This window comes from Arthrobacter arabinosi (genome assembly GCF_054511115.1).
This window is the reverse complement of the sequence record NZ_JBTNDF010000003.1, coordinates 152,847-170,365: the sequence shown is the minus strand read 5'-3', so window position 1 is coordinate 170,365 and position 17,519 is coordinate 152,847. Positions and strand designations below refer to the sequence as shown.

Here is a 17,519-nt window from a genome sequence, read left to right as displayed (position 1 = left end):
TCAGGCGACGTTACAGGGCAGGGGAGCGGCGGGCCTGTTCCGCGGCGGCGCGGGTGAGGACGACGTCGTTCCAGCTGTCCTCGCGCTGCACCAGCTGCCGAGAGCAGAGCCACTGGGCGAGGCGCGAGGCCACACTGATCTGCGCGAGCCGGTCATGGAAGTCCGGGAGGAGCTGGGGCACGGCGAGGAAGTCGGGCAGGGCGTGCAGCAGCTCCCGGGCGCCCAGGATCCGGACGTAGGGGTCCTCCGTCCCGAACTGCCGTTCGAGGGCGAGCAACTCCTGTTCGGCGTCCGTCAGCCCGGCCGTGGCGACGTGCTCGAGGTAGTCGCGGAGGTGGTCCTGGACGCGCTCGTACCGCAGGAGGCTCTCGGGATGGCGCACGTGACCGCTCGCTGCGAAGAAGCGCCTGAGGATGGTGTCTGCGTTCACGGGGTCCATGCGCTCATCCTGCCCGCGGCCTCCGACCTTTTGGGCCCGCGGGTGTGCTGTTGCATCCATGCTGCGTCACTGCGCCGGCGGATCAGCGGTAGGTGGAAAAGTGCTCGGGCACTTGTCCTCCACAGTGGATGACCGCGCTCGAGGATAGTACGTGTTCTGTGAAATCAGGTACGGCCATCGCACCCACAGAGCACCGGAGGGACACCGAGCCACACCTGGAGTCCATCCGTGGCGATCTCGCAGAGGCCGCTGAGCGACTGTCGCTTCCGGGCAGAACCTCCCCGACAGCGAGGTGGTCCGGACTCTCGTCGACATCGAGGATATCTCCCGGATCGTCGATCACCTCCAGGCACTCGCCGCAGGTTCGGCGGAGGACATGGACCTCGCGTCGGGCGAGACGTCTCCGGGCTTCATCTCCCTCCAGGTGCGAGCGGAACATCTCCTCGCTGAGTCGGACGGAGCCGACGTCGCCGGCAGTGCCGCCGGGGGAGCTGCCGGTGGTCGCGCCGGTGAGGATGCCGGTTCTCCGTGCGGGGACCGGTTCCGGAACCGTGCGGACTACCTGCGTGCCAGGTTGGGGATCAGCCGGGCCGAGGCGAAGCGCAGGCTGGATCTCGCGCACCGGGTACTGCCCGGTGTCTCTCCTCCGGGTGCGGTCGTCGAGCCCAGGGCGGGTGCCGTCGGCGCCGCCTCCGCCGCGGGCACCCTGAGCGGGCAGGCGGCGACCGCCATCTGCTCCGCGGTGGACCGGGTGCGTTGCCTGGCCGTTCCCGAGCAGCTCGTGTCGATGGAGCATCAGCTCACCCGGCAGGCGCTGGAGGCCGACGAGGACGTCCTGCGCGTTCTCGCCCGGCGCTGGGAGACGGTGCTCGATCAGGATGGCCAGGAGCCCACGGAGAAGCTCCTGCGGGCGCGGCAGGGAGTGTTCTTCCGCGGTCGGCGCAATGGAGTGCACATGCTCGAGATCGGGGCCACCGACGAGCAGTTCGAGCAGCCGGCCATGGTCATGAACACAGCCACCAATCCGCGCACCGCCGGAATCGCCGGAACCGCCGGCGCTCCTGGTGTCACAGGACCTTCAAAGACTTCCGCAGTGCCGAACGACTGCGCGGATCCCCACCTCTTCTCACATCCCGGATCGAGGCATGACGGCGGAGACGGGGTCTCGTCGGTGGTGCACTCACTGGACGCCCCGACCAGGGCGCAGAGCCTGCTCGCCGAACTGCTGAGCGCTCGCAGTATCCGTCGGATCGCCTGCGAGGCGGACATCATCCCGCTCGTGCTCGGCGGCGAGGGACAGGTACTCGACATCGGCCGTGCCGGTCGGCTGTTCCCACCACCCCTGCGCCGGGCCCTGGTCGCCCGCGACAGGGGATGCGCGTTCCCCGACTGCACCATCCCGGCGAGTTGGTGCGAGGCCCACCACATGACGCCGTGGTCGCATGGAGGGGTGACGAGCATCGACAACGGGGTCCTGCTGTGTTCGCATCACCACCACGTCATCCACCTCGGTCAGTGGGGAGTGGAATCCCACGACGGCATCCCCTGGTTCACCCCGCCCCCGCATCTCGCTCGGCACGGAGCCGCAGCCCGGCGCAACAGATACTGGCACGCCCAGCCCCGTTCACCCGTCGAACCCGCCTCGCCCGGAAGTGATCACCCCGGGCGATCTCCGGTGCTCCATCGCCCTCGCGGGGCGCCGGCTCCAGCACCCCGTCGAAGGCCCTGGTCTGCTCGAGGACCCGGTCGATGCCCATGGCGCCAGTAGCGTCCCGTCCACCGCGGTGGGCGAGGTCCCTCGTGGCGGTGACTCCACCGGGCGCAGCCACCCGTCGTCGTACCCGCGACGACGGACCGGACGGTGTGCCCTAGAGGTTGCCGGTGGCGATCATCAGCATCCGGCGGAGCGGCTCGGCCGCACCCCAGAGCAGTTGGTCGCCCACCGTGAACGCGCTGATGTACTCCGGGCCCATCTCGAGCTTCCGGATCCGGCCGACGGGGACCTCCAGCGAGCCGGTGGCGGCTACCGGCGTCAGACCGGCGACCGTGTCCACCTTCGTGTTCGGGATGACGCGCACCCACTCGTTGTCGGCCGCGATGAGCGACTCGATCTCGCTGACCGGCAGGTCCTGCGTCAGCTTCAGGGTCAGCGCCTGCGAATGCGAGCGCATGGCGCCCACACGGACACAGAGTCCGTCGAAGGGGATACGCGTGTCGGTGCCGAGGATCTTGTTGGTCTCCTCCCCGGCCTTCCACTCCTCCCGGGACACGCCGTTGCCGAGATCGCTGTCGATCCAGGGGATGACGGACCCGGCCAGTGGTACACCGAACTGGCTCGCTTCCAGGCTCGGGTGCCGCTGCTTCGCGAGGATCGCACGGTCGATGTCGAGGATCGCCGCGGCGGGGTCGTCGAGGTTGGCGGCCACGGTGCCATGGAGGGCACCGAACTGGTTGAGCAGCTCCCGCATGTGACGTGCGCCGCCACCCGAGGCGGCCTGGTAGGTCATCGACGTGCCCCACTCGACGAGGCCGTTCCGGAACAGCCCACCCAGGCCCATGAGCATGCACGAGACCGTGCAGTTGCCGCCGATGAAGTCGCGGACGCCACGCACGAGTCCGGCGTCGATGGCGTCGCGGTTGATCGGGTCGAGGACGATGATGCTGTCCTGCTCCATCCGCAGCGTGGAGGCGGCGTCGAGCCAGAGGCCCTGCCACCCGGCGTCGCGCAGCTTGGGGTGGACCTCGGCGGTGTAACCGCCACCCTGCGCGGTGACGATGATCGGCAGCTTGGCGAGCGTCTCGACGTCGTAGGCGTCCTGCAGGGTCCCGGTGCCCTCCGCGAAGCCGGGTGCGGCACCCCCGGCCGCCGAGGTCGAGAAGAACACGGGGTTGATCCTGGCGAAGTCGCCCTCGTCCTGGAGGCGCTGCATGAGGACCGACCCCACCATGCCGCGCCAGCCCACGAATCCGACGGAGGGCAGGGCGGAGCTCTCGGGTGCTGAAGTCATGCCCTCCAGTTTAGGCGGAGGCTTCCCGCACACGCTGATTTGTGACCGATGCCTCCTGCGGACCGCCGCCGCCGACGAATGCGGACCGCCGTCACCGACGAGCGCGGACCGCCGTCGGCGACGAGCGCCGCCAGCGGGCGGGGAGGCACCTGTCAGTCTCCCCTCACGTTCCGGAGTTCGGCCAGCAGGGCGTCGTCGTCGAGCCCGGTCCGCTGCGGGACATCCTCCCGGCCCTCGTATTGGTGGCCCACCGTCCAGCCCGCTGCGTCGCCCCTGATGAGGAGCCGGCCCTTCCCCGGGGTCTCACGGCGGTACACGGTGGCTCCGCCGTCGGGATGGGACGCGAGGTGCGAGGTGACCAGGGTGAGGAGGGCCTGCGCCCCCGACAGTGCCGGGTCCTGCGCCATGGCGAACCAGGAGAGGTAGGAGCGGGGCTGCAGCAGGATGGAGAACTCGGCCGACTCCACCTGGAGCAGGGTCTCCGTGGTCCGGTCGGGCGCCAGCAGCCCGATGTCGACGCGACACCGGGCGCCGGACAGCGCGGTGAGGATGGCCGCCACGGCCCCGCGGACCCTCAACTCGTGCTTGGGGCCCACGGTCGCGAGGCCGTGCGCCACGAGGGACGAAGCGCCTGCACGAATGATCTGCCCGTCGGCTGCCTCCGTCGCGATGCGCAGCGCGGCCGCGCTCGCCGTCGACGGTTCGCCGGGCCTCATCGCGAGCAGGGCCGCGAGTTCGGCGTAGCCGAGTCCCACGGCCATGGGAGAGGCGGTGCCCCGCGCCGGGCCCGACGGGGAGGTGCCTGCGTCAGTCATGTCCGTATCCTTCGGTGCCGTGTCAGTCCTGCTTGGTCCACAGGCTGATGCGGTAACGGGTGCCGTTCGTGGACTCCAGCCATCCCGCTTCGGGCGTCAGGGCCGCCAGCGACCAGTCCGTGCCAAGGATCGGCGCCAGGGTGTCGCCCTCCGCCGCGGATTCCACGACGGTGACGAGGGCCGCGTTGGCGCGCGGCAGGGCGTCGGCGTACACGCGACCACCCCCGATGACCCAGATCTCCTCCGCACCGGGACTGGCGCGTGCAACCTCGAAGGCGGCGTCGAGGGAACCGACGACGACGGCGCCGGGCAGGTCCGCACGGGACCCGGACACGACGATGTTCGTGCGGTCCGGCAGGGGACGGAACGTCGAGGGGAAGGACTCCCAGGTGCGCCGCCCCATGATCACGGGGTGGCCCGTGGTCGTGGCCCTGAAGTGCGCCATGTCCTCCGGCACGTGCCAGGGGATGCCGCCGTCCTTCCCGATCACGCCGTCCTCCGTCTGCGCCCAGATCACGCCGATGACGGGACGGGATCCGACGGCGTCGGGCACGCTCAGGGAACGGTGTGGAGGTGCTGCGCTCATACGGCCACCGGCGCCTTGATCGTGGGGTGGTGCTGGTAGTCGATCACGTCGAAGTCCTCCAGGGCGTAGTCGAAGATGCTCTCGGGTTTCCGCTTCAGCTCGACGCGCGGGTACGGGTAGGGCTCCCGGGACAGCTGCTCGGTGACCTGCTCCACGTGGTTGTCGTACACGTGGACGTCGCCGCCGGTCCAGATGAACTCGCCGGGCTCGAGGCCCGTCTGCTGGGCGACCATCAGGGTCAGCAGGGCGTAGGAGGCGATGTTGAACGGGACCCCGAGGAACGTGTCCGCGGACCGCTGGTACAGCTGGCAGGAGAGCCTGCCGGGACCACCGTCCACTCCCGGGCTCACGTAGAACTGGAAGAAGACGTGGCAGGGCGGCAGCGCCATGTTGTGCAGTTCGGAGACGTTCCAGGCCGAGACGAGGTGGCGGCGGGAGTCGGGGTTCGTCCTGAGTCCCTCGACCACCTGGGCGATCTGGTCGATGTGGCCGCCGTCGGGCGTGGGCCACGACCGCCACTGGACGCCGTAGACGGGGCCGAGCTCGCCGTCGTCGTCCGCCCACTCGTTCCAGATGGACACGCCCCGCTCCTGCAGCCAGCGCACGTTGGAATCGCCGCGGAGGAACCACAGCAGTTCCAGTGCCACGGACTTGAAATGCACGCGCTTGGTGGTCACGAGCGGGAAGGACTCGCTGAGGTCGAAGCGGAGTTGCCGCCCGAACACGCTCCGGGTGCCGGTGCCCGTCCTGTCGCTCTTCGCCGCGCCGTTCGCCATCACGTCGCGCAGCAGGTCCTCGTACGGGGTGGGGATGGGAGTACTCACCCCGCCAGTCTAGGACGGCCGGATCACCGGGCCCGCCGCAGGAGCCCCGGTAGACTACCCCCGGATCGTACGGGTGAGGCCTCGATGCTCACCTGCTGTTCATCTCGAACCGGAAGAATCCAGCCGTGACCGCACCTTCGCCCGAGACCGAGACCGCACCCGTCGCCGAGAGATTCCTCGCGTCCGGGCGGGCGCCCGCACCCCGCACCCTCCTCGACGTCCTGCGGTCCACGGCCGCGGAGCACCCCAGCGCCTCGGCGCTCGACGACGGCACCGTGAGCCTCAGCTACACGGAGCTGATGGCCGCCGCGGACCTGTTCGCCGCGGTTCTGCACGACGCCGGCGTGGGCCGCGGCGACGCCGTCGGGGTACGCCTCCCCTCGGGCACCAACGAGCTGTACATAGCGATCCTCGGCGTGCTCGCGGCCGGCGCGGCCTATGTCCCGGTCGACGCCGACGACCCGGACGAGCGCGCACGCGTCGTCTTCGGGGAAGCTCGGGTCGCCGCCGTCGTCGGGCACGGCCTGTCGGTGGTGACCGGACCGGGCGGCCGCCGGGGAGGCAGCGGAGACCCGACGCCCGACGACGACGCCTGGATCATCTTCACGTCCGGTTCCACCGGCACGCCGAAGGGGGTGGCCGTCTCCCACCGCTCGGCAGCCGCCTTCGTTGACGCGGAGGCGCGCCTGTTCCTGCAGCACGAACCCCTCGGGCCCGCCGACCGCGTGCTGGCCGGCCTCTCCGTCGCGTTCGACGCCTCCTGCGAGGAGATGTGGCTCGCCTGGAGGCATGGCGCGTGCCTCGTGCCGGCGCCCCGCGCGCTCGTCCGGACCGGCGTCGATCTCGGTCCCTGGCTGATCGCCCGCGGCATCACCGTCGTGTCCACCGTGCCCACCCTGGCGGCCCTCTGGCCCGCCGACTCCCTCGAGAACGTCCGCCTCCTCATCTTCGGCGGGGAGGCCTGTCCGCCGGACCTCGCGCAGCGCCTGGTCGTCCACGACCGGGAGGTGTGGAACACGTACGGACCCACCGAGGCAACCGTCGTCGCCTGCGCCGCGCGCCTGGGCGGCGACGGCCCGGTACGCATCGGCCTGCCGCTGGACGGGTGGGACCTCGCCGTCGTGGACGAGTCCGGCATGGCCGTCCCGGAGGGCGGCACCGGCGAGCTCATCATCGGGGGAGTGGGACTGGCCCGCTACCTGGACCCGGCGAAGGACGCCGAGAAGTACGCCCCGATGCCCACACTCGGGTGGCGCCGCGCCTACCGCTCCGGGGACCTCGTGCAGCTCCAGGCCGCCGGGCTCGTCTTCGTGGGCAGGGCCGACGACCAGGTGAAGCTCGGCGGCCGCCGCGTCGAGCTCGGCGAGGTGGACGCGGCGCTGCAGGCCCTGCCCGGCATCGCCGGCGCGGCAGCCGCCGTCCGGACGACGCCGTCGGGCAACCAGCTCCTCGTCGGCTACCTGGTCCCGGCCGGCGACACCCCGGACCTCCCGGCGCTGCGCACGCTGCTCGCCGCCGAGCTGCCGGCCGCGCTCGTCCCGCTCCTGACACTCACAGATGCCCTGCCCACGAAGACCAGCGGCAAGGTGGATCGGAACGCCCTGCCCTGGCCGCTCGCGGACGTCGGCGACCCCGGGCCCGGCAGCCTGGAGGACCTCGACCCCCGTGTCCGGTGGATCGCGGACCAGTGGGCTGCCGTCCTCGGCACCGTCCCGGCCGACGAGGACGCGGACTTCTTCCTGCACGGCGGCGGGTCCCTCGCCGCCGCCCGGCTCGTCTCGCTCATCCGTACCCGCTACCCGATCATCACCGTCGCCGACATCTACGCCCATCCACGGCTCGGAGCCCTCGCCTCCTTCGCGGCCGGGACGGGCGACGGCGACGAACAGCCGGCGACCCCCGAGCGTGCCGTCCGGCGCACCGCACGCCGGTCGCAGGTCTTCCAGACCGTCATGGGCATCCCGATGCAGTTCCTCGCAGGCATGCGCTGGCTCACCTACGCCATGATCGCGAGCGACCTCCTCGCCCGGTTCGGGATCCTCACGTCCGCGCCGACCCTGTCCTGGTGGTGGGTGGTCCTGTGCTGGCTCGTGTTCGTCAGCCCGTTCGGGCGCATGGGGATCTCCGTCCTCGCGTCCCGCCTGCTACTGGGCGGAGTGGAGCCCGGCGTCTACCCGCGGTCCGGCCGGGTGCACCTGAGACTCTGGCTCGCCGAGCAGATCTCGGACAGCGTCGGAGCGGTCAGCCTCGCGAGTGCACCCTGGGTGCACTTCTACGCGCGGGCGCTCGGAGCGCGCATCGGGCCCCACGTCGACCTCCATTCCGTCCCGCCCGTCACGGGCCTGCTCACCCTCGGAGCCGGAGCCTCCGTGGAACCCGAGGTGGATCTCTCGGGCTGGTGGATCGACGGCGACCGCGTCCACATCGGCGGGATCACCGTGGGCGCCGGAGCCGTGGTCGGAGCACGCAGCACCCTGATGCCGGGCACGAGGATCGGCGCGGGCGCCGAGATCGCCCCCGGCTCGGCCGTGCAGGGATCCGTCCGGTCAGGGCAGTCCTTCGCCGGGTCGCCCGCCACCCGGGTGGGCAGGGCCAGGCAGGACTGGCCCGACGCCCCGCCGGCCCGCTCCGGCCTGCACTCGCGCCTGAGCTTCGTGGCCTTCGCCGCCGCGTCGGGCGCGCTCTCGCTCATCCCGTTCGCTGCCGCCGTCGTCGCCTCCCTGCCCGTCGTGGCCGCGCTGCGCGGTGCCCCGTCCCTGTCGTCGTCGTGGCCCTCCCTGGTGGGACCCGTGGCGCTCGCCGCCGTCCTCTGGCTCGTCGTCACCGCGGCCCTCGTGCTCGCCACGGTCCGGCTGCTCGGTATCGGACTGAAGGAGGGCCACTATCCTGCGCGCAGCCGCATCGGCTGGCAGATCTGGGCCACCGAGCGCACCCTCGACATGGCGCGGGACCTCCTCTTCCCGCTCTACGCGAGCCTGTTCACGCCCGTGTGGCTGCGGCTCCTCGGGGCGCGGGTCGGCCCGAACGTCGAGGCGTCCACCGTGCTCCTCATCCCGAAGATGACCACGATCGGTGAAGGCGCCTTCCTCGCGGACGACACCATGGTCGCCTCCTACGACCTCGGCGGCGGGTACCTGCGCATCGCGCCCGCCAAGATCGGCCGGAGGGCTTTCCTCGGCAATTCGGGCATGACGTCGGCGGGGCGGCGCGTGCCGAAGAACTCGCTCGTCGCGGTGCTCTCGGCCACGCCGGCGAAGGCCAAGGCCGGCAGTTCCTGGCTGGGCAGCCCGCCCTCCCGCCTGCGCCGGCTCGCCGTCACGGGAGACCAGACCCGCACGTTCCAGCCCCCCGGCCGCCTCAAGGCGGCGCGCGCGTTCTGGGAACTGTGCCGGGTGGTCCCGGTCATCCTCACCGTCACGATCGCCGCCGCGGCCCTCGTCGTCTTCGACGCACTCGCCCTGTGGGGGGGCTACCTCGTGGCGGCCCTGCTGAGCGGCGTCGTGTTCACGGTGCTGGGCGCGGTCGCCGCAGGGAGCGCCGTCGCGGCGAAGTGGCTGCTGGTCGGGCGGATCACCGCGGGCGAGCACCCGCTGTGGAGTTCCTTCATCTGGCGCAACGAGGTGGTGGACACGTTCATCGAGAGCGTGAGCGCCCCGTGGTTCGCCCGCGCCGCCAGCGGCACGCCGGCGCTGGTCTGGTGGCTGCGGGCGCTGGGGTCGAGGATCGGGCACGGCGTCTGGTGCGAGAGCTACTGGCTCCCCGAAGCGGATCTGGTGACGCTCGGCACCGGGTCCACCGTCAACCGCGGATGCGTCGTGCAGACCCATCTCTTCCATGACAGGATCATGAGCATGGACACCGTGGAGCTCGCCGCCGGAGCAACCCTCGGCCCCCACGGCGTGATCCTGCCCGCCGCACGGATCGACCAGGGCGCCACCGTGGGGCCGGCGTCCCTGGTCATGCGCGGTGAGACGGTCCCCGCCGGGACCTACTGGATGGGGAACCCGGTCAGCTCCTGGTCGGGCCCGGGAGCCGGTGCGTGAGCACCGGTTCCGAGAGTTCTGCACCGGACCCGTATACCCCGACCAACGGCAGCACCGCCTACCGCGTCGACCACTACGACCTCGACCTCGACTACCGGCTCTCGAGCAACCGTCTGACCGGCCGTGCGGTCCTCACCCTGGTTGCGCTCCGTGACCTGCGCCAGCTCGAACTCGACCTCAGCGGCCTGCGCACCACGAAGATCACCTCCGACACCGTCCGCATCCGGTCCTTCAAGGACCGCGCGGGCAAGCTCGTCGTCGGTTTCCGCGACCCCGTGCCGGCCGGGTCCGCGTTCCGGCTCGACATCCGGTACGAGGGCAACCCCCTCCCGCTGACCGGGACGTGGGGCGAGGTCGGGTGGGAGGAACTGACCGACGGCGTCCTCGTGGCCGGGCAGCCCACCGGGGCGCCCTCCTGGTTCCCGTGCAACGACCACCCCTCGCACAAGGCGGCCTACCGGATCGCGGTGACCACCGATGCCGGGTACCGGGCCATCTGCAACGGGGTCCTCGTCTCACGGATCGACAGATCCAGCCGGACCTCCTGGGTCTACGAGCAGGAGGAGCCCATGGCCACCTACCTCGCGACCGTGCAGATCGGGCGGTACGGCCTGGTGGCGCTGAACGACCCCGCCCGCCCCGCCGTCCCCCTTCCCGTCCACGGAGCACCGCGCGGACCCGGGAGTCCCGTTCCGCAGTACGCCGCGGTGCCGCGGTCCCTCATGCCCGCCGCCGGGGAAGCGCTGGCCCGGCACCACCAGATGATGACGGCGTTCGAGCACCGCTTCGGGCCCTACCCCTTTCCGCAGTACCTCGTGGTCGTCGCCGACGACGACCTCGAGATCCCCCTCGAGGCGCAGACCCTGTCCATCATCGGGCGCAACCACCTCGATCAGGGCTGGGAGGCGCAGCGACTGATCGCCCACGAGCTCGCCCACCAGTGGTTCGGCAACTCCGTCACCGCGTCGCGCTGGCAGGACATCTGGCTGCACGAGGGTTTCGCCTGCTACGCCGAGTGGCTCTGGTCCGAAGCGAGCGGCTCGGCGACGGCGGCCACCCACGCCCGATCCACGCATCAGCGCCTCGACCGGGCACCCCAGGACCTCGTCATCGTCGACCCCGGCGCCGCCGACATGTTCGACGACCGCGTCTACAAGCGCGGCGCCCTCACCCTGCAGGCGCTCCGATCCGCCGCGGGCGACGACGCCTTCTTCGGGCTGCTGCGCGCCTGGACCGCGGAGTACCGCTTCGGGACGGTCACCACACCCGACTTCATCACGCTCGCCGTGCGGCTCCTCCCCGGTGTGGCGGTCGAGAGCCTGCTGGCATCGTGGCTGTTCTCGGATGCACTGCCCGCCCTGTGATGCGCGCCGACCGGCCCCTAGGGGCTCACGGCGATGGCGGCCACGAGGCCCAGGGGCTCCAGCGCCGTGCCGGAGACAGCCGGAAGATCGGTGACCCTCCGCTCCCGCAGGACATCGACCGCGTCCGGGCCCCGGCCGGAGAATCCCGAGCCCAGAGCCTTGACCAGCGACTCCTTGCGGGCCCACAGTCGCGCCCGGGCCATGCGGCGCTCGTCGACAGGGAGCCTGCCGATCGCACGCCGCTCCTCCGGACTCAGGGCCACGTCGTCGAACCCGGCGAAGTCCATGCCCGTGATGGCAGCGAGGTCCACGCCGAGCCCGGGCAGGGGGTCCAGCCCTGAACCGGGCGCCCCGGGACCCGTCGGGGCCCCCGGGCCGGTGTCGCGCGGTCCGAGCGCCCCGAGCAGGACGAAGCCGCCGGCGCGGGACAGGCTGAGCGCCAGCGGTGGGCGTTCGCCGCGCAGCAGGTACCCCGGCCGGCCGTGGTCGGGCGCCCCGTCCGGGCCGCAGGCCGGGCACGTGAAGCCGGATTCGAGCAGGCCGGCCCGGACCCCGAGCAGCTCCGCGGCAAGGGAACGCAGGTAGTACCGGCCCGCGACGAACGATGCGCGCTGCACGGCATCGACGGTCCGGGCCGCCCGCCTGCGCTCCACGGCGTCGAGGTCCCGGAGCATGGTGGCGGTGGGGAGGAGATCGGCATCCGGTCCGATGCCGTGCAGGCGGACCACCGCACCCGGCGGTAGGCCCTCGGGGTCGGCGACCGGGAGCGTCGTGCTCCGGAACGGCCTGCTGGGGAAACGCGTCACCCCACCATGGTCGCCGAGGTCGGGGTGCCGGGACCAGTCGGCGGGGTCGCCCTAGTGGCCACCGAAGAGTTCCGCGCAGACGTCCTCACGCAGGACGAACGGCCGCGGCCGGTCGGAGTCGGCCGGGCGCCCGTAGATGTAGTAGCCGCGGCCCTCACCGGGTCCACCGGCGGCGCGGTCGATGGCGTGCATGAGCCGGGGCGTGAGGGGCCCGTCGGGTCCTATCCGGTGGATCTGCTCGATCTCGTGCGGTGCGAGCCTCCGTACGAGGCCCTTCACATCGGCCATGGGTACGTTCCCGTCATCGGTGCCGCTGGCTGGGTGAGGACCCGACGCTAGGGGCCGAGTGTGAACGAGGCATGAACGTGCGCGATCGGGAGGCTGACGCCGGGTGAATCCTTCCTCTTCGCCGGTCGGGGCGCCGGTCAGGCGGTCAGATCCCGCGATCAGTCGTCGTAGGCACGGAACTGTTCCACGGACACGACACGACCCTGGTTGGCGCTGCTCACCTGGCAGATCACCGCTTCGCCGGGCGCAAGGTACGGGTCTTCGACGGGCAGGAGCTGCCGAAGGTGGTCCGGCATGTGCCGGCCCAGCACCGACAGGACGAGCGGGAGCACCGGGCGGTGGGTGCAGATGGCCACGGACCGGCGCTTGTCGATCACCCGTTCGACGGCGGCCCGGGCGCGGGCGGGCCGCCGTTTGGCGTCGTGTTCCGTCAGTGCGTCGACGAGTTTGAGCTTCGCGCTGCGCTGCTTCACGTAGGGCGAGATCGTCTGGACGCACCGTACCCAGGGGCTGCTCACCACGCGCTCGGGGGTCCAGGCCTGCAGCAGGCGGCTCACCGCGGTGGCCTGCCGCCGGCCGGTGGCGGCGAGGGGCCTCTCGCCCTCGGCCCTGCTCCACGACGACCGGGGCTTGGCCTTGGCGTGGCGGACCACGATCAGCGGCCACGTCTGCAGGTTCCTCGCTCGGTGGGCCTCGATGAGCGAATCCAGGGGCGCGACGTCGGACGGGTTGCTCAGCATGGTGCGCGCCTTCTCGGGCGACACCCACCGCGCGTCGTCCACCTCACTGCCGTCAGGCACAGGAGCCAGCCGTTCGATCCTCGCCGCCCAGTAGTACACCGTCTTGTCCCCGGAGTTCACGGGGTACGTGATGGTCGCCAGCGGGATGCCGAGCCGCACGCTCAGGCGCACTTCCTCGAACGTCTCGCGGACGGCGCACTCGGGCGTCGTCTCTCCGGGATCGAGCTTGCCCTTCGGCCAGGACCAGTCCTGGTACCGGGGGCGGTGGATGATCAGGACCTCGAGCGAGCCCTTCTCGATGCGCCAGCACAGGGTCCCGGCAGCGACGACCGCGGAGCTGCCGCTCGCCGTCGTCGCAGCGGTGGCGTCCTTCGTGGGTGAGACCATCAGCGGCGCGACACCGCGCGCTGGCGCGTGCGGGAGGCCAGCAGCGACGACTGGATGTCCTCGAGGAGCACGCCGTCGGCATCCTTGTGGTGGCGGGTCCAGCGGCCGGTCTCGTCGAGGTGCCAGCTGGAGACCGACGGGTCCATGTACCGGTCCATGAGGTTCATCAGGTAGGAGATGTCCTCCGCCGAACTGAGCTGCACGAGCGCCTCCACGCGGCGGTCCAGGTTGCGGTGCATCATGTCGGCGGACCCGATGAACACGGCGGGCTCGCCGCCGTTGGCGAAGCCGAAGACCCGCGAGTGCTCGAGGAACCGGCCCAGCACGGAACGCACCGTCACGTTCTCGCTCAGCCCCGGGACACCGGGCCGCACGGAGCAGATGCCGCGGACGATCACGTCCACCTGGACGCCGGCCTGCGACGCACGGTAGAGCGAGTCGATGATCGCCTCGTCGACCATGGAGTTCACCTTGATGACCACGCGGGCGGCCAGCCCGGCCTTCTTGTTCGCGATCTCCCGCTCGATGCGGTCGATCAGGCCGGAGCGGACGGACCGCGGTGCCACCAGGAGGCGCTTGAAGGTCGATTTCGGCGCGTAGCCGGAGAGCTGGTTGAACAGGCGCGAGAGGTCCTCGCCCACCTGCTCGTTCGAGGTGAGCAGGCCGAGGTCCTCGTAGTACCGGGCCGTGCGCGGGTGGTAGTTGCCGGTACCGATGTGGCAGTAGCGCCGCAGTCCGTCGATCTCCTGCCGCACCACGAGCGAGAGCTTGCAGTGCGTCTTGAGGCCCACGATCCCGTAGACCACGTGAACGCCCGCCTGCTCCAGCTTCCGCGCCCAGGAGATGTTGGCCTGCTCGTCGAAGCGGGCCTTGATCTCCACGAGCGCCAGCACCTGCTTGCCCGCCTCCGCGGCGTCGATCAGGGCGTCCACGATCGGGGAGTCGCCCGACGTCCGGTACAGCGTCTGCTTGATGGCCTGCACCTTGGGATCGGCGGCCGCCTGCTCGAGGAACGCCTGCACGGAGGTGGAGAAGGAGTCGTACGGGTGATGCAGCAGGATGTCCCGGCGGCGCATGGCGGCGAAGACGTTCGCGGCCTTCGAGGTCTCGCTCTCGTTGAGGTAGCGGCTGGTGTGGGGCACGTGCTTGGGGAAGTGCAGGTCCCCGCGGTCGATCCCCGCGATCACGCTGAGGCCCCGCAGGTCCAGGGGTGCCGGGAGGTTGTAGACCTCGTCCTCCTCCACGCCGAGCTCCCGCGAGAGCAGCGCCCTGATGCTCGGGTTGATGTCCGTGGTGACCTCGAGGCGGACGGGAGGTCCGAACCGGCGGCGCAGCAGTTCCTTCTCGAGGGCCTGCAGCAGGTTCTCGGCGTCGTCCTCCTCGACCTCCAGGTCCTCGTTGCGCGTGACGCGGAAGAGGTGGTGCTCCAGCACCTCCATGCCGGGGAAGAGCTGGTCCAGGTGGACGGCGATGACTTCCTCGAGCGGGATGAAGCGGGCGATGCGCCCTGCCACATTGCCTGCGCGGGGGCCGTCCACGGAGATGAGGCGGGGCAACTGGTCGGGCACCTTCACACGCGCGAAGAGTTCCTTCTCGCTGATGGGGTTGCGGACCACGACGGCGAGGTTGAGGGACAGCCCCGAGATGTACGGGAACGGGTGGGCGGGGTCGACGGCGAGCGGCGTGAGGATCGGGAAGACCTTCTCGGCGAAGATCGTGTGTACCGCGGCCCGTGCGGCGTCGTCCAGCTCCTCCCACGTCGTGAGGTGGATCTGCTCCCGGGCGAGGGCCGGCCGGATGTGCTCGGCGAAGACGGCCGCGTGGCGCTGCTGCAGCTGGTAGCCGTCCTGCATGATCTTCTCGAGCTGCTCGATGGGGCTGAGGCCCGCCGCCGAGGGCACCGCGAGGCCCGTCGCGATCCTTCGCTTGAGGCCTGCGACCCGCACCATGAAGAACTCGTCGAGGTTCGACGCGAAGATCGACAGGAAGGCGACCCGCTCCAGGAGGAAGAGTTCCGGGTCCTCCGCGAGCTCGAGGACGCGTGCGTTGAAGTCGAGCCAGCTGATCTCACGGTCGAGGAAGCGGTCCGGCCCGATGTCGCCGGTCGGCAGGAGGCTGGGGGCGAACTCCGGGATGTCGATGCGGTCCTGGGTCGCCCGGGCCGGAGCCGTCTCGGCGGACCCGTACAGGGACGCACCCCGGCGCTTGATTCCTGAATCCATTGCGTCTCCTGCAGCGTGGGCGGGCATGGTGGCGGGAACCCGGCTCCGACGGGCCGGGACACGCCTCGAATTCAACCTTACAAGGTGGGCCGCGTCGTCCGGGCCGCGTACATGACGTCCACATCCCAGCGCGTGAACCCCAGCGACCGGTAGAGCGCGACGGCCGCCGTGTTGTCGGCGTCGACGTAGAGCATGATGGCCTGCAGCCCCCGCGCGTGGAGATACTCGATCCCGGCGATCGTCAGGGCCTTGCCGAGGCCCATGCCCTGCGCCTGGGGCGTCACGCCGACCACGTAGACCTCGCCCATCGCCGGGTGGGCGCCCACTGCCGGGTGGACCTTGGTCCAGTGGAAACCGAGGAGGGCGCCGTCGCTCTCCCGTACGGCGAGCAGGAAGCCCTCGGCGTCGAACCAGTCCTCGTCCAGGCGGGCCTCGAGGTCCGCACGCGTGGTCGCGCCCTGCTCGGGGTGGTGCGCGAAGGCCGCGGCATTGGCCGCCAGCCAGGCCCCCTCGTCCTGCCCGCGGACGAACGCACGCAGCACGACGCCGTCGGGCAGGTGGAGTGCTGGCACCGATTCCGTTACGGCGGCGCGGGTCAGGCGCATCCTCCACAGTTCCCGCACCGGTCCGTAACCGAAGCGCGCGGCCAGGTCGGCGGCCGCGGAATGGTTGCCGTGGGACCAGCCGCGGAGGCCGGTAATCCCCTCGGCGAGGACCGCCTCGATCAGGGCCGTCCCGGCGCCCTCGCCGCGGCAGTCGGGCCGGACCACGAGCTCGAGGACCGCGCCGTCCTCCGCGCCGAGCGTGACGACGGCGACCCCCGCGAGTTCGCTCTCGGGCTCGCCGGAGGTGCGGGCCGTGAGGACGAGCAGGCGGCCGCCGGTGTCGTCCGCGCGGAGGGTGAGGAGGGTCTGCTCCGAGAGCGGCGGGTTGCCGTCGGCCTCGGCGGCGGCGTCGGCCAGGCGTCGGATGTCGTCGACGATATCGGCGGGCGGTGCGCCGGCGATCCTGCCGACGGACCAGGTGGGGGCGTGCTGCGCGGCGGTCATGCGTCCAGCCTAGTCGCGCGCCACCGTGCGGTTTGGTGCCGGCCCGCGGTGTGGGGTAGTGTCGGGAACTGCTCGAGGGGGATGCGCCAGTGGGGCGCCCGCGATACGTTCGACCCGTATGTCCTCCACCATCGCCGGCCAGGCCGGAGACACCGAAAGCCCCTTCCACCCGCGGGTGGAAGGGGCTTTCGTGTGGTCAGGCGTCCTGGTCGACCGAGCTGCGGTCCTCGGGCAGACGGGTCAGCGTGAACCGGTAGCCGACGTTCCGGACGGTGCCGATCAGCTGCTCGTGGTCGGATCCGAGCTTCGCCCGCAGACGCCGCACGTGGACGTCGACGGTGCGCGTGCCCCCGTAGTAGTCGTAGCCCCACACCTCGTGCAGGAGCTGGTCCCGGGTGAACACGCGCCCGGGGTGCTGGGCGAGGTACTTGAGGAGCTCGAACTCCTTGTACGTCAGGTTCAGCGGCTCTCCGCCCACGCGCGCCGTGTAGCTGGCCTCGTCGATCACCACGCCGGACGCGTGGATCTCGGTGCTCGCCTCCTCGCCCGCCGTCGCCGCCCGGGCGATCACCAGCCGCAACCGCGCCTCCACCTCCGCCGGGCCCGCCGAGTCGAGGACGACGTCGTCGGCCAGCCAATTCGCGGCGACCGCCGCCATGCCGCCCTCGGTGAGCACCAGGATGAGGGGGGCCCCGAGCCCGGTGGCCTTCAGGAGCTGGGTGAGGGACCGCGCGCCGACGAGGTCCTTCCGCGCGTCGACGAGGACGACGTCGCAGGGTTCCGTCTCGAGGAGCGCCGTGGGTTCGGCCGCGAGGATGTGCACCCTGTGGTTGAGCAGTTCCAGGGCCGGCAGGATGTCGACGGACGAGCCGGTGGTGTTGGTGAGCATCAGGATGTGCGGCATGTGTCCTCCACGGGTCGGGGATGCGCATCATCGGGCAACTGCGC

General features: G+C 71.3%; 14 protein-coding genes. 3 read left to right on the top strand and 11 right to left on the bottom strand.

All coding sequences use genetic code 11. From position 1 onward, the window contains the following. Positions 1-10 precede the first annotated feature (10 nt). The gene (locus ACX80P_RS08685) at positions 11-439 is read right to left on the bottom strand and encodes a hypothetical protein (protein WP_459277676.1); all 429 of its coding nucleotides are present in this window, start codon (positions 437-439) and stop codon (positions 11-13) included. Positions 440-731: 292 nt separating this feature from the next. Between ACX80P_RS08685 and ACX80P_RS08680 the strand changes: the two genes are divergently transcribed. After that, positions 732-2,207, top strand: coding sequence for an HNH endonuclease signature motif containing protein (locus tag ACX80P_RS08680; RefSeq protein ID WP_459277675.1), 1,476 nt, complete (start codon positions 732-734; stop codon positions 2,205-2,207). 100 nt (positions 2,208-2,307) lie between these two features. On the opposite strand, the gene asd is transcribed toward ACX80P_RS08680, so the two are convergent. The 4 genes from asd to ACX80P_RS08660 all read right to left on the bottom strand — a co-directional run bounded on the left by asd (position 2,308) and on the right by ACX80P_RS08660 (position 5,624). Further along, positions 2,308-3,447, bottom strand: a complete 1,140-nt coding sequence (gene asd, locus ACX80P_RS08675) for an aspartate-semialdehyde dehydrogenase (protein WP_459277674.1) — start codon at positions 3,445-3,447, stop codon at positions 2,308-2,310. Positions 3,448-3,599: 152 nt separating this feature from the next. Beyond that, positions 3,600-4,262, bottom strand: coding sequence for a hypothetical protein (locus ACX80P_RS08670; RefSeq protein ID WP_459277673.1), 663 nt, complete (start codon positions 4,260-4,262; stop codon positions 3,600-3,602). Between the two features lie 22 nt (positions 4,263-4,284). After that, the gene (locus ACX80P_RS08665; RefSeq protein WP_459277672.1) at positions 4,285-4,848 is read right to left on the bottom strand and encodes a dihydrofolate reductase; all 564 of its coding nucleotides are present in this window, start codon (positions 4,846-4,848) and stop codon (positions 4,285-4,287) included. Then, positions 4,845-5,624, bottom strand: coding sequence for a thymidylate synthase (locus ACX80P_RS08660; RefSeq protein ID WP_459278182.1), 780 nt, complete (start codon positions 5,622-5,624; stop codon positions 4,845-4,847). Before ACX80P_RS08660 ends, ACX80P_RS08665 begins: the two co-directional genes overlap by 4 nt. Positions 5,625-5,797: 173 nt before the next feature. Here ACX80P_RS08660 and ACX80P_RS08655 point away from each other — a divergent pair, with 173 nt between their 5' ends. Beyond that, positions 5,798-9,715: a Pls/PosA family non-ribosomal peptide synthetase gene (locus tag ACX80P_RS08655; protein ID WP_459277671.1), complete on the top strand. Its 3,918-nt coding sequence runs from the start codon at positions 5,798-5,800 to the stop codon at positions 9,713-9,715. Further along, positions 9,712-11,079 carry a M1 family metallopeptidase gene (locus ACX80P_RS08650; RefSeq protein ID WP_459277670.1) on the top strand — a complete coding sequence of 456 codons (1,368 nt, stop codon included), beginning with the start codon at positions 9,712-9,714 and terminating at the stop codon, positions 11,077-11,079. Before ACX80P_RS08655 ends, ACX80P_RS08650 begins: the two co-directional genes overlap by 4 nt. Positions 11,080-11,096: 17 nt before the next feature. Here ACX80P_RS08650 and ACX80P_RS08645 read toward each other — a convergent pair whose 3' ends face one another. The 6 genes from ACX80P_RS08645 to ACX80P_RS08620 all read right to left on the bottom strand — a co-directional run bounded on the left by ACX80P_RS08645 (position 11,097) and on the right by ACX80P_RS08620 (position 17,475). Continuing rightward, positions 11,097-11,885, bottom strand: a complete 789-nt coding sequence (locus tag ACX80P_RS08645) for a 4'-phosphopantetheinyl transferase family protein (protein WP_459277669.1) — start codon at positions 11,883-11,885, stop codon at positions 11,097-11,099. 51 nt (positions 11,886-11,936) lie between these two features. Continuing rightward, on the bottom strand, positions 11,937-12,173 hold the full coding sequence (locus tag ACX80P_RS08640) for a hypothetical protein (RefSeq protein WP_459277668.1): 237 nt from the start codon (positions 12,171-12,173) through the stop codon (positions 11,937-11,939). Between the two features lie 158 nt (positions 12,174-12,331). Next, positions 12,332-13,300 (bottom strand): NUDIX hydrolase, encoded by a 969-nt coding sequence (locus ACX80P_RS08635; RefSeq protein WP_459277667.1) that lies wholly within the window; start codon positions 13,298-13,300, stop codon positions 12,332-12,334. Further along, entirely contained in the window at positions 13,300-15,522 is a 2,223-nt protein-coding gene (locus ACX80P_RS08630) for an RNA degradosome polyphosphate kinase (RefSeq protein ID WP_459277666.1), read from the bottom strand. Before ACX80P_RS08630 ends, ACX80P_RS08635 begins: the two co-directional genes overlap by 1 nt. A gap of 77 nt (positions 15,523-15,599) precedes the next feature. Continuing rightward, positions 15,600-16,571, bottom strand: a complete 972-nt coding sequence (gene mshD / locus ACX80P_RS08625) for a mycothiol synthase (RefSeq protein ID WP_459277665.1) — start codon at positions 16,569-16,571, stop codon at positions 15,600-15,602. Positions 16,572-16,767: 196 nt separating this feature from the next. Then, entirely contained in the window at positions 16,768-17,475 is a 708-nt protein-coding gene (locus tag ACX80P_RS08620; RefSeq protein WP_459277664.1) for a winged helix-turn-helix transcriptional regulator, read from the bottom strand. Positions 17,476-17,519 lie beyond the last annotated feature (44 nt).

Coding starts and splice junctions, on each gene's coding strand:
- asd (WP_459277674.1), bottom strand. CDS start 3,447: ATGACTTCAGCACCCGAGAGCTCCGCCCTGCCCTCCGTCGGATTCGTG.
- ACX80P_RS08630 (WP_459277666.1), bottom strand. CDS start 15,522: ATGGATTCAGGAATCAAGCGCCGGGGTGCGTCCCTGTACGGGTCCGCC.
- mshD (WP_459277665.1), bottom strand. CDS start 16,571: ATGACCGCCGCGCAGCACGCCCCCACCTGGTCCGTCGGCAGGATCGCC.
- ACX80P_RS08620 (WP_459277664.1), bottom strand. CDS start 17,475: ATGCCGCACATCCTGATGCTCACCAACACCACCGGCTCGTCCGTCGAC.
- ACX80P_RS08660 (WP_459278182.1), bottom strand. CDS start 5,624: ATGGCGAACGGCGCGGCGAAGAGCGACAGGACGGGCACCGGCACCCGG.
- ACX80P_RS08635 (WP_459277667.1), bottom strand. CDS start 13,300: ATGGTCTCACCCACGAAGGACGCCACCGCTGCGACGACGGCGAGCGGC.
- ACX80P_RS08670 (WP_459277673.1), bottom strand. CDS start 4,262: ATGACTGACGCAGGCACCTCCCCGTCGGGCCCGGCGCGGGGCACCGCC.
- ACX80P_RS08665 (WP_459277672.1), bottom strand. CDS start 4,848: ATGAGCGCAGCACCTCCACACCGTTCCCTGAGCGTGCCCGACGCCGTC.
- ACX80P_RS08640 (WP_459277668.1), bottom strand. CDS start 12,173: ATGGCCGATGTGAAGGGCCTCGTACGGAGGCTCGCACCGCACGAGATC.
- ACX80P_RS08685 (WP_459277676.1), bottom strand. CDS start 439: ATGGACCCCGTGAACGCAGACACCATCCTCAGGCGCTTCTTCGCAGCG.